Annotated in this window: 11 protein-coding genes; 4 read left to right on the forward strand and 7 right to left on the reverse strand. The window is 61.5% G+C overall.

Annotated elements, in window-relative coordinates:
• Window positions 1–2: 2 nt before the first annotated feature.
• Window positions 3–1,409, reverse strand: a complete 1,407-nt coding sequence (locus U870_RS0120290; protein WP_025159191.1) for an MFS transporter — start codon at window positions 1,407–1,409, stop codon at window positions 3–5.
• A 224-nt stretch (window positions 1,410–1,633) separates the two neighbouring features.
• Between U870_RS0120290 and U870_RS23830 the strand changes: the two genes are divergently transcribed.
• Window positions 1,634–2,545, forward strand: coding sequence for an alpha/beta hydrolase (locus tag U870_RS23830; RefSeq protein WP_081815389.1), 912 nt, complete (start codon window positions 1,634–1,636; stop codon window positions 2,543–2,545).
• 36 nt (window positions 2,546–2,581) lie between these two features.
• Here the strand turns inward: U870_RS23830 and U870_RS0120295 are convergent, their stop codons facing one another.
• The 6 genes from U870_RS0120295 to U870_RS23835 form a co-directional block, all read right to left on the reverse strand.
• Window positions 2,582–3,355: a FadR/GntR family transcriptional regulator gene (locus tag U870_RS0120295; protein WP_025159192.1), complete on the reverse strand. Its 774-nt coding sequence runs from the start codon at window positions 3,353–3,355 to the stop codon at window positions 2,582–2,584.
• Between the two features lie 102 nt (window positions 3,356–3,457).
• Complete coding sequence (locus U870_RS0120300) at window positions 3,458–5,227, reverse strand: family 43 glycosylhydrolase (RefSeq protein WP_025159193.1); 1,770 nt, start codon at window positions 5,225–5,227, stop codon at window positions 3,458–3,460.
• Window positions 5,228–5,291: 64 nt separating this feature from the next.
• A complete protein-coding gene (locus U870_RS0120305) occupies window positions 5,292–6,602 on the reverse strand; it encodes an MFS transporter (protein WP_162819208.1) in 1,311 nt (436 codons plus the stop codon).
• 232 nt (window positions 6,603–6,834) lie between these two features.
• Window positions 6,835–7,053 (reverse strand): hypothetical protein, encoded by a 219-nt coding sequence (locus U870_RS0120310; RefSeq protein ID WP_025159195.1) that lies wholly within the window; start codon window positions 7,051–7,053, stop codon window positions 6,835–6,837.
• Between the two features lie 139 nt (window positions 7,054–7,192).
• Window positions 7,193–9,370, reverse strand: coding sequence for a glycoside hydrolase family 3 protein (locus U870_RS0120315; protein WP_025159196.1), 2,178 nt, complete (start codon window positions 9,368–9,370; stop codon window positions 7,193–7,195).
• Between the two features lie 274 nt (window positions 9,371–9,644).
• Window positions 9,645–10,664: a LacI family DNA-binding transcriptional regulator gene (locus U870_RS23835; RefSeq protein WP_081815392.1), complete on the reverse strand. Its 1,020-nt coding sequence runs from the start codon at window positions 10,662–10,664 to the stop codon at window positions 9,645–9,647.
• 299 nt (window positions 10,665–10,963) lie between these two features.
• On the opposite strand from U870_RS23835, the gene U870_RS0120320 reads away from it, so the two are divergent.
• The 3 genes from U870_RS0120320 to U870_RS23370 all read left to right on the forward strand — a co-directional run bounded on the left by U870_RS0120320 (window position 10,964) and on the right by U870_RS23370 (window position 13,395).
• A complete protein-coding gene (locus tag U870_RS0120320; protein WP_162819209.1) occupies window positions 10,964–11,809 on the forward strand; it encodes a carotenoid biosynthesis protein in 846 nt (281 codons plus the stop codon).
• Between the two features lie 423 nt (window positions 11,810–12,232).
• Window positions 12,233–12,829, forward strand: coding sequence for an NADPH-dependent FMN reductase (locus U870_RS0120325; protein WP_025159198.1), 597 nt, complete (start codon window positions 12,233–12,235; stop codon window positions 12,827–12,829).
• The gene (locus tag U870_RS23370; protein ID WP_162819210.1) at window positions 12,826–13,395 is read left to right on the forward strand and encodes a TetR/AcrR family transcriptional regulator; all 570 of its coding nucleotides are present in this window, start codon (window positions 12,826–12,828) and stop codon (window positions 13,393–13,395) included. The genes U870_RS0120325 and U870_RS23370 overlap by 4 nt, the downstream gene beginning before the upstream one ends.
• The last annotated feature ends 1,219 nt before the right edge of the window (window positions 13,396–14,614 follow it).

Below are 14,614 nucleotides of genomic sequence, written 5' to 3' on the forward strand. Positions count from 1 at the left end.
TATCAGCTGCGTCGGGCTGCCAGATCTCGATGGATCTGCGGCAGGCTGCGGTCGAGATCCATGAAGAAGACCACCGCGCCAATCGCCACGGACAGGATCGCCGGGAGGCCTGCGAAAATGAAGATCTGCATGTTCAACGCCTGCGGGCTTTGCTGGGCGGCGTTGGGCATGTATCCGCCAACGGCCAATAGCCACCCGACGGCCGCTGACCCAAGCCCCGCACCGAAGTTCTGCCCGGCTGTCGCGGCAGCGAACGTCATGCCGTCAAGCCGCTTCCCCGTTCGCCACTCTCCGTAGTCGACGGCGTCGGCCACGAATGTCCATGCGGTAATGGACAGTGGCATGAGCGCTAGTGCGCGCACGATGGAGCCGGTGACCAGCAATCCGACGCTGTGTGGATCGATGTAGACGACTCCGGTTCCCAGAAGCGACAGGATGACGCCTGCCAGAACCAGGTTTCGTTTCCCGTAGCGGTTAACCAAGCCCGGCATGAACCACATGGTGGCCATCGCAGGAAGGAGGCCAATCAAGGCGAGGACGCTGAAGAAGCTCGCGTTTCCGATCACGTCGCGCGCGATGTAGATGCCCACGGAGCCGAGACCGTTCTGAGCATAGAAGAGGAAGAACATCACGAAGGCAAGGAAGAAATAGCGATTGGTAAAGAGGTGTCGCATTGACGCGCCAACCTTGACCCGCTCTCGGACGAGAGCGTCGAGAACTCGCTCGCGAGTGCCCCAGAAGGTAACCAGGATCGTAGCTCCCGCGAGGAGGGCATAGCCGATGGCGACGAAGGCCCAGCTAGAGCGTTGGTTCCCGAGAGCTGTGATGAGCGGAATGGTCGCAACCAGCACGAAAATACCGCCGAGGCCAGAACACACTGTTCTGATGACCTCAGAGGAGACTCGCATCTTGGTGTGAGTCGTCATGAGAGACAGCAGGGTGTGGTAGGAGAGGTTCGAGGCCGTGAAGCCCACTCCCAAGCAGAGGAAGTAGAACACGAACACGTAGATGCTTGCCCCTTGCTCGCTCAGCCCCTCCGGTACCGCGAAGAGCAGGACGAAGGAGATCAGCAGCACGGGCATGCTGAAGAGAACCCAAGGACGAGCTTTTCCCCAGCGCGATCGGGTCTTGTCGATGAGGCTTCCGACGACGATGTCCATGGTGCCGTCAAGAACGCGCCCGAACAACAGGAGGGTTCCCGCGATGGCCGCGCCGATGCCGACGTAGTCGGTCAGATAGAACAACACGAATGAGCCGACGTAACTGAAAACGATGTTCGCGCCCATGTCTCCGAGCCCGTACGAGATGCGTTCGCGAACCGTCAGGAGGTGCCCAATGTCCTCCTGGGGTTGTGGTGTTGGCTGCTGTTCGGAATCTGACGTGTTCGGATCGATTGTGGTCGGTGGCATCGAGATCTCCATTGACTCGCGACGGGTGATGCATGGACAATTGGACAAGATTGGACAACCGGTTGGCTGATTTGATCCGATCTTCTCGCGCCGCGGCGTGATTGTCAAAGCCGTTTTTACGTTCAGTCGTCCGCTACGACGACAGAGCGGTCAGTCTCCACCGCGGCACAAGTCATCGGTGGCCGGCGAGAAGAGTGATTTCCGCGATCAAGAGAAGAGGTTCCATGGAATTGGGCCAGTTCGATCCGAGCCTGCAACCGTTGCTTCGTCGGATCCCGAGAGTTCCGGTGGAAAAGCCCTGGGTGCGACGTCTGGCGGCAGGAGTATCGAAAGTGATGCCGGGAGGTCGCACGCCCGGCGTAGACCGCCGCGTTTTCAGGGAAGCGGGCGCGCGTGTTCGGGTCTTCCGCCCGGCTGAACCAAGCGGTGCGGGTCTCCTCTGGATTCACGGCGGCGGCTTGATCGGAGGCGCGGCGTCTCAGGACGACTGGTTCTGTGGTGAGACGGCGTCGTCGCTCGGAGTGACGATTGTCTCGGTGGACTACCGGCTCGCGCCAAGGCATCCCTACCCAGCAGCCATCGATGACTGCGCCGCCGCATTCGCCTGGCTGCGAGAGAAGGCGGATGCTATCGGCATCGATCCGGAGAGGCTGGCCATCGGTGGTCAGAGCGCCGGCGGAGGGCTCGCAGCCTGCCTGGTGCAACGTCTTACCGACCAGGGAACGCTCGTACGAGCCCAGTGGCTCTTTTGCCCCATGCTCGACGACCGCACCGCTCTCGATCGTTCTCTCGACGCCCTCCGGCATCCGGTGTGGGACAACACGGCTAACCGCGCCGCCTGGGCGTGCTACCTCGGTGGTGCGGCTGCGGCCCGCGCTCCTTACGCCGCAGCAGCACGCCGTACGGACGTGAGTGGACTCCCGCCCACTTGGATCGGGTTCGGGGATGTGGAACTTTTCGCGGCGGAGAACGTCGGCTACGCCCGACGACTGATCCAGGCGGGAGTTCCGACAGAGGTGGACTCGGTGCCAGGCGCACCTCACGCATTCGAGACCTGGGCGTTTAGGGTGCCGCTGGCCCGGGCCCTGCGTCAGCGTGCCCGAAGCTGGCTGGGGGCTCAGCTCGCTTCGCGATGATCGTCCTACACCGTCGGCCGCCCGGCCGACCGAAAACTACGCTCGTTGCACGCGAGGATCTCCTGCCTCGATGGCGAGGAAGGCCGATAGGCGTGCGGTCGCCGTATCCATGTGGACCGCCATCGCTGAGGCAGCCGCATCCGGATCCTGTTGGCGCAGGGCCTCGAGAATGGTGCGGTGCTCGAGCGCGGCCACGCGCGCCTGCTCCGAATCCTCCACTGCACGCTCCATCCATACCCTGAGCAGCGAGTGAATTGTGTTGATCTGACCGGTGAGCACGCTGTTCCCTGCGGCGGCAAGCATGCGCCGGTGATAGGAGCGGTCCGCCCTGACGAACGCGTGCAGATCGGTGACGGAGGCCTCCATCGCGTCCACTTCGCGTTCGAGCTCTTCGAGGTCCGCTACGCTTGCCCGTTCGGTCGCTAGGCGTGCGGCGAATATCTCTAGCCCGCAGCGGAGTTCGAGGAGTTCTTTCGTCGGCTGGGAGCTGATGAGTAGTCCCCACGCCATTGTGTTCGGCAGCAGATCGCTTGCACCATTGCGCAAGTAGGTCCCGGATCCTGCCCGAACATCGACGAGGCCGAGGATCTCCAGAGCAGCCATGGCCTCCCGGACCGCTGAACGGCCGACGCCGAGTGACGAGGCGAGCGCACGTTCTGCGGGTAGCCTGGTTCCGGGTCGGATCCCGCCCGACGTGAACAAATCGAGAAGTCGATTTGCGACCGCGCTGACGGGGCTGACCGAATCCAGCTGTGCGAGCGAGGGGAAGGCGTCGGTCTCTTCAGGCGCAACGTGTGCTGGCGAGGACATGGCGCCAGCCTAGTCGAGCATTAGAGACTACTGAAGAAGTGCCCGTCAGGGGTTGAGAAGTTGGCGTGCTGGCGGGGGTTTGTGAGAGCGATCCGCTGACCGTCAGACGTGTTCGATCGGAACCGGTTCGCCTCTCGTGACGCCAGTCTCGCCGAACGCGTCGACCGCTACCCAATACTCGTAACCGGCGTTCAGAGTCGGTAGCCGGAGCTCGGTTTGACCGTAGACTTGCCACGCGTGGTAGAGCCGGTCGGGATTCAAGCCGTACCGAACAGTGTATCCGTGCGCCCTCTCGGCAGTGGGCCAAGCGACCAGAGCAGTCCGTTCATCGAGGCGTCGGGCCCGAGGCAGGACGCAAGCTGGAGCCTCACCTTCCGCCGTTCCGAACACTCGCACTCCGGAGAGTGACAGGGGGGTCTCGAATGGTGTCGAGGCGGCCATCACGCGCACGTAGCGGGCGCGGACCCCGTGCGAGACGACGATGAAGCGGTGTGGGGCGTCCCGCTCGTCACCGCGCGGGTCGGAGAAGGCCTGCCAGGAAACGCCGTCGAGCGAGGTCTCGACGGCGACTTGGGCAGGAGCGTTCGTCGGGAAGATCGAGCGGTGCAATCCTGTCACCCAGGCACCGTCTGAGCGCCGAGGCGCATGGTCGGCGACGCTGTCATCGGCATGATTCACCTGGATAGCCCGGATGTCGTACTCGGCACCGAGGTCTATCCTCAGCCACGGTCCTGCATCGTGCTGGTCAGCGGTCCACCACGTTCGCGCGTTCTCGTCGACCGCGAAGGTCGCCGGATGAGCGGAAGAAGCGGAAGAAGCGGTGACGTCTTTGTTCAACGACAGCAGCATCCAGCCGGCGAAGGTATCTTCCCAGGGGTCGAATTCTCCCTCGGGGACCAGCATCGGATAGTCAGCGAACACTTGATTGCAGAAAAGTGCGCCGTCGTCATCGAATCCAGCGGGGAAGAGACCGACCCGTCGTTCGAACATGTGGTTGATCGAGATGCGGAGCGTTCCGACATGCCACCAGTTGCCGAATTCGTCTTGAAACGTGCTCCCATGGCCGGCGCCTGTGATGAATCCGCCCGGCTTTGACGAGAATGGGCTATGAGGCGAGTACTGGAATGGACCGAGTGGGTTATCGCTCGTGAAGTACCCATCGGCGTAACTGTTGCTTTCTGTTCCAGGGGCGGCGTACTGAAGGTAGTACCTTCCGTCGTGCTTGTTCATCCACGACCCCTCGATAAAGGGAGCGTCCCCAACGACCGCAGCGAGAATCTTCGCACCCAAACCTTTCGGGGGCACGCGCTGATAGTTCTCACCCGTTCGCTCCCATCCCCGGTACTCGGGGTCGGCTCGTCCTGTGACAACCTTTTTGGCGAGCGGAGCGAATGTGGTGCGATCGAGCTGGACGCCGTAGAGCGGTGTCCGGTTCGAGCAGCCCCAGTACAGGTACACCGAGCCATCATCGTCTTGAAACAGATTTGGATCGAAGAACGGGAACGACCCCTCACTAACGAGCTCGAAGTCGTCCTCCAGAGGACTCGTACTCCGGTAGAAGGGCCCGTTCTTGCGCAAGCGCGAGGCGCAGATGATGAGTGCGCCGTCGATGACGCGGGCGTCGGGTGCGTAGTCGAGCGCAGGGAGTTTCTCTGTCGGCTGGTACGTCCATGAGACCAGATCTGTCGAGTGGAAGAACCCTCTCGACATCGATACAAACATGTAATAACGGCCGTTGTAGCGCACGACCGTCGGGTCAGCGCCCTCGCGGTGCACAGATGTCGCACCGATCGGTGGCCGGATCTGCTGATAGCGATAGGGCAGATCGATGGGGTTGCAGATGGTTCGTTCGGGAGACAGCGGACGGGGCATGTGGTACTCGATTCGATGTGGTGAGAGAGGGAGAAGTAACCGGGGATCAAGTGACTTCGGGCGATCACCGGACGTTGCGCAGTGGGAGGACGGCAACGATACCGAGACCGACGATCACGAACGAGACCAACCAGATCCCGACGTAACCGCCTGTGATCGTAACGACAAGGCTCGCAGCGACGGGTCCCAGAGTCTGACCGAGGTTGGTGGCGATCCCTGCCACCCCCAAATCACGGCCGGCTGCTTCCGGATCAGGCAGCACGTCGATGAAAAGCGCCTGGTCTACGGGGAGGTAAATCCCGAAAGCGGCGTAGGCAACAATCGACTGGGCGAACAATCCCGGCAACGTGGGGGCGAAGACGGGGATGAGAAGGGATAGGGCCATCAGCCCGGAAGCAATCATCACAAAAACTACTCGCCGATGAATTCTGTCGGAGAGCCAGCCGGACACGAGCACTGCGACAACAGCCAGCGGAAGCCCGGCCAATTGCAGGAGGGGGACTGTCTCGCTTGCTTCGCGCGCGCTGAGCGCGGGCGTGATGTAGCTCTGCATCATGTACAGCCCGAGAGCTCCGGACACGGTAAAACCGAAGAAAATCAGCACGCGTGCGACCCAGACCCAGCGGAAATTCCACGATCGCAAAGCGATCGCATAGCTCGCGAAGACCGCCCTCCACTTCAGCCGGTCGGTCTGGAGGTCGAGCGAAGAGTTATCGCGGGCGACGAACACGAAGAGACCGCAAAACACGACGACGGCGACCGCAATGACGTAGTAGAGTCCCAGGCCCACGTAAGCGAATGCGAAACCCGCTCCAGCGGCACCGATTATCCCACCGAGGAAATTGGCAAGTCCGGACAGCCCAGAGACGGCTCCCCTCTGACGCTCGACGACCCGGTCGGCCACTGTTGCGCCCAACGGGTTCAGCGCCATGTTGAGTACGGCTTGGGCGAGAACGACAAGAACCGCGAGCAGCGCGAGCGTCGTGGCAAAGCTAGAGAGCACGAGAAAGACTGCTCCGACCAAACTCCCGTAGAGGATCCACGGCGCACGCCTTCCCATCCGGCTGCGCGTTCGATCGGACAAAACCCCAATGATCGGTTGGAGAAGCATTGTCACCAGTGCGCCGATCGAGCTGATAATTGCCAGCCCTTGCGCCTTCGCAACGTCGTAGCCGGAAAGCAGCCCGAGCAACCGAGATTGATCAGCGTCGGCCGTCGCCGTTCCTGCATGGATATTCTGCTGGAGCTGTGAAAGCTGTTGCAGATCCACGAGCGAATCCGCGCCGGTGAACCATTGAGCGTGAGCGATCAGCTGAACCTGATTGGGCAGGATGATGCTGAACAATGCTCCCCAGACTGACGTGATGGCGAGCAACGAAAGTGTGTAGTAGAGACGATAGCGGCGATTGCGGGGGCCCGAGACGTAGCGAGCGGATGTTCCCGGTGCGGTCGGCGGTTCGAAAAGATTCGGACCGTCCGAGACGGTTCCCGCATCCGTAGGGGAGGAGGCTGAGGGAGAGAGAGCAGACATCGACGTTCTCCTTCGATCGTGATGTGGTGTGCGGGGCGGGAGGGGAGACCGCAACGCCGACCCCTCCCGCGTCATGTCAGAGCTCAGCCACCCGGCGGGTGAAAGCTGCTGCGTCCTCTGGCGAGATCTGGCCGCCGGCCATCTTCAAAAGCGCAGGCAGGGGCAGCTTCTTGGCCATTCCCAGCATCGGGTGCGTCAGGATGTCGGGAGCAAGCTCTGCGATGAGCGCGTGGCCGTCGTCATCGGCCAGAAGCTCTCCGAGCGTGACTTTCTCAACGTTGAACTTTCCGGGCATGGTCGTGTCCTTCCTTCTGGGTGTCGTGATGTAGGGGTGAGGGAGCAGGTGTCGAACGCGACCGCATCGATCGCGGCCTTTTCGGCGCTGAGGCGGCGCGTACAGCAACCCCGCGTGTGCCGCGGGTGCTGCACTGTTGTTAGTTCGTCAGCCGAATGTGAGTCGTGACGGCATCGGATGCGCCCGAGTAGGATGCGGCTTCGATTCGGGCGGTTGCGGCGGAGGGCAAAAATTCGGTTCCGGTCCACCGTTGCAGAGGGCGGATGGAGCAGGGGACGGTCACCGCCGCGCTCTGCCCGGGATCGAGCGGTACCGTGGTGAAACCAAGCAGCTGTCGATGAGGAAGGTCATCCACGTCTAGGAGTCCATAGATCTGTACGACCTGTCGGCCCGCCCGCTCGCCGGTGTTCTTGACAACCACGTGAGCCGTGAAGGTGTCGTCGCTGATTTCCGATGCGGTGACACCGCCGAAGGCGAAGGTGGTGTAAGAGAGGCCAAAGCCAAGGGGGAAGGCCGCCGCGTTGCCGTCGCGATCCAATAGTCTCTGGCCGAACCAGCGGTCGTAGCGAATGCTCGTAGCGTCCCGATCGAAGAACGGCAGATGATCCTCCGACGTGGGAATCGCGTACGGCAGCCGTCCGGTAGCATCCACCGTGCCAAGGAGTAGATCCCACAGGGCGTGTCCACCCTCAGCCCCGGAGTACCAGCTCACGACGACCGCGGGTACCTCGGAACGCCATTCTTCGGTTATGACCGCACCGGCAGTCACCACCACCACGACCGTGCGCGGGTTGGCGGCGGCGGTGGCTCGAATCACGGCCACGTCCTCATCCCGCAGGCGGAGGGATGCCCGGTCGCCGCCCAGTGGCTCGCCGCTTTCGGCGAGAGCTTCCAGAGTGGCGCGAAGGGACTCTTCCGTCATGCCGTCGGGGAGTGGAGGGAGGACACCCATCAGAGCTGGGTCGTTGAGCATGTCAGCGATGACGAACTCGCCTTCGTCGGCCGCGGTGTAGCCCACCACCACGACGGCGACGTCTGAGTTCGCGGCAGCCGCGGCGGATTCGCCCGGGTCCCCGTTGTCCACGATGTTCAGCCTGACTCCAGGAAGCGCTGCACGTAATCCATCCGCGGGGGTGACGACTTCGGGCGATCGGACATCTGAGGAGCCGTGATCACCGGTGTTCGCTGTCGATGCGAGCCGACCAACCAAAGCGATCGAAGCAAGGGACGAAGAATCCAGCGGCAGCACAGGGGTGTTTTCCACGAGCTCGTTTTTCAGCAGCACCATGGATCTTTGCGCAACAGTCCTGGCGAGCTCGCGGTGCGCTGGCGAGAAGACGACATCGAGAGAGGTGGCATCTTCCTGAAGAGTGGCGAGGAAGGCTAGCTGTGTGCGGAGAATTCGACGAATAGCGCGATCGACATCAGCATTGCTGGCTTCACCCCTCTGGATATCGTCGGCAAGGTGCTGCGCACGCTGCTGGCGGAAGGGTTCTTCGACGTCCAAGCCGGCCCGCAGGGATCTGCCCGCGTCGCGAAATCCCCACATGAAGTCCGAGACAGTGACTCCTTCAAAGCCCCAGGTTGACCGAAGAACTCCCTCCATCAAGTACTCGTTCTGGCCCGCCCACTCGCCGTTCACCGAGTTGTAGGAGGTCATGACGCCGTCTGCACCAGCTTCCAGTGCGCGGCGGAAGTGTGGAAGGTACACCTCGTGCAGCACGTCGTCGTCCACGTCCACATCGACGGAGAAGCGGGCGTTCTCCATGCTGTTCAGTGCGTAATGCTTGACGACGGCCATCGCATTCTCACGGACACCTCTGATCAACGCTGCACCGAACTCGCCAAGGAGGATGGGATCCTCTGCATACGTTTCCTGAGCTCTGCCCCATGCAGGGTGCCGGGGAAGATTGATGCACACTCCCGCGAAGAAGTTCGCTCCCTGCGCGCGCACTTCTCGACCGATCGCGCGCCCGACCTCCTCCTCCAGGTGGAGGTCCCATGTCGCACCTCGGGCCATCGAAACCGGAAAGGCGGTCGACGCTCCCATCACCACTCCGCGGGGGCCATCGCTGAATCGAAGTCCCGGAATACCCAGACGCTCGATCGCGCCCATGACAATTGGCCGGAAATTGTATCCTTCCACCATCATTTCGCCGAGGCCAGCCCAGAAGTCGGTGTCTCCGTCCAAAAGCCACAGGCGCTCCTTGGCCGTCAAGAGTTGTCGAATGCGTTCTGCCTCGGCCTCAGGGGTGGATAGCCCATCTCGGATTCGTCGGACAGATGTCTCGAACTCGGTCTTCTCGGTACTGTTCACGTTTATTGCCTCTTCTTTGATAGCTGTCCGAACAAAGCCCACGAGCATTTAGTGTCACGTGACACTAATACTTGCACAGTCTGCGACAGAGGGCGACCACACCGAATATTTGCCACAGGTACTCGGCCGATCCGACCGCTCCAGCTCATCTGAAGTCGAGTGCGCGGTCAGGGCCTGGGGGAACTCGTACGACCGTGCGTGGACTGTTCCTGCTCCCGCTCGGAACGTTGAGCCGTCGTCGCAATGGTAGGAGGGCGTTCGGGCGGACGGCCCGTCAGGTGGTTTGCCCGCTCACCAACCGAGCCAGGTCGGCAGGAGGGTGACTGGCGTGGAAATTCCCGATGCGCGGCTTGGGTGATCGAAGATCGCCAAGTTCGAGGATCACGGCTTCAATGAGCTGCGCTAAATCGATCTCTACACTCGTGAGCCGAGGGCTGACCAGCTGGCCGACTTCTGTGTTGTCCACCCCGATCACGGAGATATCCTCCGGAATGCGTCGGCCCAAGCGGCGAGCGGCAGCGATCACTGCTAGAGCGACTTCGTCCTTATAACAGCACACCCCGATCGCGTGCGTTCCGGTTGTGGCGAGCGTTTCCGCGAGAATGTCCGCTGCTCGTTCCGCAGAAAGAGGCACGCGGATTTCGAGAGGATCTTCGACTCCTCGCTCTCGGGCTTCGCGGCGAACCCCCTCGAGACGGTACGGTCCGAAAGGATCTAGTCGTTTATCTGCAAGCCCGGCATACACCAGCCGCCGAGATCCGTTGCGGAGGATCTCCCGAGCCTGTAGCCGTCCGATCCAGATGTCGAGACCCTCGTCTTCCCCCTCCTCGTCGCTGGGGGGCACACTTGGAATGATTCGGGTACCGAGCTTGCGGATTCGACTCCGTTGAGATTCATTGAAAACGCCGAGGTCGACGATCGCGATAGGGCGCACGTCCAGGACCGAGCTGAGGGCCGACTCGTCTTCGAAGCCGGCGAAACGTAAAACCACGCTCAGCTTGGCGAGCGAAGTCGCCTGGGTGATTCGGTCGACCGAGTCTTGAAGGCCGGGGCCGAATGTCACATTCGGAACAATCACGATGACGATGTCGCTGAGCCCACTGACCAACGCTCGTCCAGCGTGAGATGGTCGGTAGTCGAGTTCGGAGGCTGCAGCCAGCACGCGGGCCCTGGTCCTTTCAGGGAAGCGATCATCGCCGTTCAGTATCTGACTCACGGTCGAGCGTGAGACACGAGCTCGTTCCGCAACGTCCGCACTCGTTGCTGGTCGGGTGCGCGGGACCGGAGTACTCATTGATACAGTTTCGCATGGACGGCGCGCACTTAGCGGGGCCGCACGTAGGCTTGCTCGGAATCGTCGATTGGTTAATGCTGGAGTTAGGTGTCGCGTGTCACTCAAGCGCCACCCGGGGTTGCACTTCTCACTTCTGGCGACGAGAGGGGTTGGTTCATTCTGCGAGGAGGAACAAGACGATGTTAGCCATTTCCGTACGATCGAAACCTCGGTCGTTGAGTCGATCGGACGTGCTCGAGTGGGTCTTGGCTGGGGTGGTCTTGCTCTCGTTCGGATTTTCGAACTTCTGGGGTCCCGGGATGAATGCCGAGCCCCTTATCGGCCTCGTAACGTTGATTTGCGGGTACGGTTTGGTCATCTCGCATGGCGTGCGACGCTATGGGTGGCGTATGCTGCTCTTCTTCTTCGTGGCCACGTGGGTTGTGAGTAACCTCTTCGAGAACCTCTCCATCCTGACGGGTTTCCCGTTCGGGCACTATTTCTATACGGGTGGGCCCAAGATTCTTCTCGTGCCATGGTACATAGGTCTGGCCTATTTCCTGTTCGGCTACGGCGCCTGGGTACTAGCCAACACGTTGCTCGATCGAGCCGATACCGATCTTGATCTTCGTACTCGCCGTGGACGTTTGAATCTTGTGCTTTTGCCTTTCTTCTCAGCGGTCGTGATGACGTTGTGGGATTTGGGTATGGACTCTCGCAGTTCGACCATCGAAGGCGGGTGGATTTGGCGCGACGGCGGAGGCTTCTTCGGGGTTGCGCCGCAAAACTACTACGGGTGGGTCTTCGTCACGTGGCTTTTTTATCAGCTAGTGGCGTTCGTTCTGGCGATCCGGCAGACTCGCGGTGAGCTGAAGGATGTAGTCGTCCGCACCACCCAGTCCGGTCCGCCGATCCTGCTGTATATGAGCACGGGAGTTGCTGCAATCGGAACTGCTGTGAGCGCGCGCACAGACCCCTCGACGGTCGTGGACAGCGCGGGATCGGTCTGGCGCGTAGCCGATATCGATGGTTCCCTCATGCTGGTGAGCACTCTGACGGTTGTGTCGCTGTCGCTCGTAGGTTTGGGCAAGATTCTCCGAGGAGACGAGCGGCGCAAATCGCGTGAGTCTACCGACGATGCTCTGGAGCGCTATCGCCGGAAATGAGGCAGCTGCCGGGAACCCGCGCTGTACCGAGAATCACCCGAAGGTTCTCGGCACAGCGCGCACTCGCCACGCTGCCCGACTTACGTGCCGCAGTCGCCGATGCAGGGTTCAGCGGAAGTGATAGAGGAGCCACTGCGTCGCAAGAGCGAACTAGGTCGCAGCGCGGCTATAGCAAACGTCAAAGCTTGGTGATGCCATCTGTGCAAGAGATTCGCAACTGGCCCGATAGCCCGCTCTAGATGTACTGACCTCGACCGAATCAACAACGGTCGAGGTCAGTACAGCTAGGGCACTGGTACCGGGAATCTTCGCGGGCGGGTCTTGCGACTTGTAGTCGTCAGCGATAAATGTCCGGTACTCGAACGTCGTCATCTCGACAATCGCGTGATTGACCGACGGTCAGTCATGTGAGAAGGTTGCCACATGACTGAGGTGAGCGATGGGGTGAAGCCCGCGGTGTTGGGCGTGATCGTGGGGAGCCTGCGTGGTGAGTCGGTGACTCGCCGACTGGCTCAGAGGCTGATGGAGGTGGCTCCGGCATCGTTGTCGCCGCGGTTCATCGAGATTGGTGATTTGCCGCTGTACAACGAGGACTTGGATATCGAGGTCTCGGCGGAGCCACCTGCCCAGTGGGCTCGGTTCCGTGACCAGGTGAGGACGTCGGACGCAATCTTGTTCGTGACACCGGAGTACAACCGTTCCGTGCCCGCACCGCTGAAGAATGCAATCGATGTTGGCTCAGCACCACACGACCAGAACGCGTTCGACGGACTGCCGGCGGCCATCGTGTCGGCGTCCCCTGGGCGGATGGGCGCGTTCGGAGCAAACCATCACCTCCGACAGTCGCTCGTCTTCCTCGACATGCCCACGATGCAGCAACCGGAGTTGTACCTCGGCGGAAGCTACGGCCTCTTTGGCGAGCGCGGCGAGCTCTCTGACCCGAAGGTCGCGGACATGCTTACGGCTTACATGTCCCGCTTCGGGCTGTGGGTGCATCGGCACTCGAGGGTCGCGGCGTGAATGCAGGAATGAGCAGGAGAGCGCCAGAGTCACGCCGGGAGGCGGTGATCGAAGCAGCGCGAGAGCTCTTCATCCAACACGGCCAAAGCGGCACGAGCGTTGACGCGATCGCGACTCGTGCTGGAGTGGCCAAAGGCACCGTGTATCTGTACTTCTCGTCGAAGGAACACATCGTCGAGGCGATCGAGGCGCAATTCAACGCCCGGATCCTCGACCGGGTCCACTCGGCCGCGCGCAACGTTGCTGCGGCAGGCACGGATGCGATCACCGCGTGGTGTGTGGAGCTGGCCCACGCCTATCTAGACCAGCTCGACACCCACGACATGCTCTTTTTCGGTCGCGCTGCTTCCCGCGAAACCGATGACCCGTTACTCGACGACCTCGCAGGCCTTCTTACGGCAAACGAACGCCTCACCCCTACATCCACGGCCGCGTTCCTCCTCGGGGGAACCACCCTCGTCATCGACCGAGCCATCGCTACTGGGGACCCGCAGCGCGAACAAATCACCCAGACCCTGACGCCACTCGTTCATGCAGTCATCAACGGGCGCGCAGTCATCTCATGAAGGACCCTCATTCGTTCTGCTCGCTTGCAGGTGCGGCCCGCAGGGCAGGAATATACGGGTGACCACTGAGACCTGAATCCGAGCGTGCTGAGAATTCCGATTCTTTCTCGGTGCTATTGCGCCCATCAGCAGGACCGCGTTTGAATCCTCCTGAGCACGGTGCGAGTGGGAGCCATTTGTTTGCCTGTCCGCATTTAAGTGGACACTGCAGAGAAGATGCTGATCACTCAGTCGCGTAGGGCTTCGCCGCGGCGGCGGAGGCTCGTACGCGCGTTCACGTCTCCACCACGCCGTCAGCCGGTGCCAGAAAGTCGCCATGTGCCGTGCCTGCAACTGTGATGGAACTCAACGTGGAAATGGCGCGAATTCTCGGAACGGAGCGTCCGAATGATACCCCCAGGGCCTGTTCACGACGCGTGTTGTTTGCAGACGCTCATGGCAACTGCTTCTGTCGCCGGAGAGCGATTTCGGGGGCAGTAACCCGGTGGATCTGGCCGCTATGCTCGTTGATGTCCCCACCAATAGACACCCTTCTTCTTGTCCGGCCGGAGATTGCGCGCAGTTGAACCGAGTGGCTCACTGATCTCCTCGTAAGCCCCGCGCCCGTTGGTGGTCGGGTCATGGTTCATGAAATGGGGTGGAAACACCCTGCGGTACCCGAGAATGCCACGGGAGAAGTGCGGACTCGTGTAGATGAAGCCGAAACGCAAGAGCCTTCGATCCTGGTGACTTGCCTGCGAGGCGCCGGAACGGAGTTCTGAGACGCCGATTGGGCCGACTTTCGCGCAGGCGCGCGCAGCGAGAATAGGATCCTTGAAACACGATGATGGATTGCAAGAGCACAGATCCGCCACCGGAGGTGGCGGACGTGTATCGGTCCGTCCCGTTCTTCCAAGGAGGCTACCGGTGAGGGTCCCAGGTGCGCGCGGGATAGCCGCCTCCCTGTTCGCACTCGGTCTGGTGCTCGCTGTCGTGTCCGTAGTTCTGTTCGCGATTCCGCGTCCGACAGCGAGCTTCGGCTGGTACGCCTACGCCCCGTTGAGCTCCACCACCTTCGTCCCTCCTGAGGGTGACACGCGTCAGGCTTTCGCTTTCGGCGCGGCCGCAGCAGCGTTGGTTCTCATTGCGGGATCGGTGGGTTGGTGGCTGGGCCGGCGAAATCGCTCGTAGCCGTGGTCAGGGAGTCCGAAGTGGCTGCGTGTCGAGTAGGGCTGTGATT

It is taken from the genome of Leifsonia aquatica H1aii (genome assembly GCF_000633535.1).
Taxonomy (GTDB): Bacteria; Actinomycetota; Actinomycetes; order Actinomycetales; family Microbacteriaceae; genus Leifsonia; species Leifsonia aquatica_A.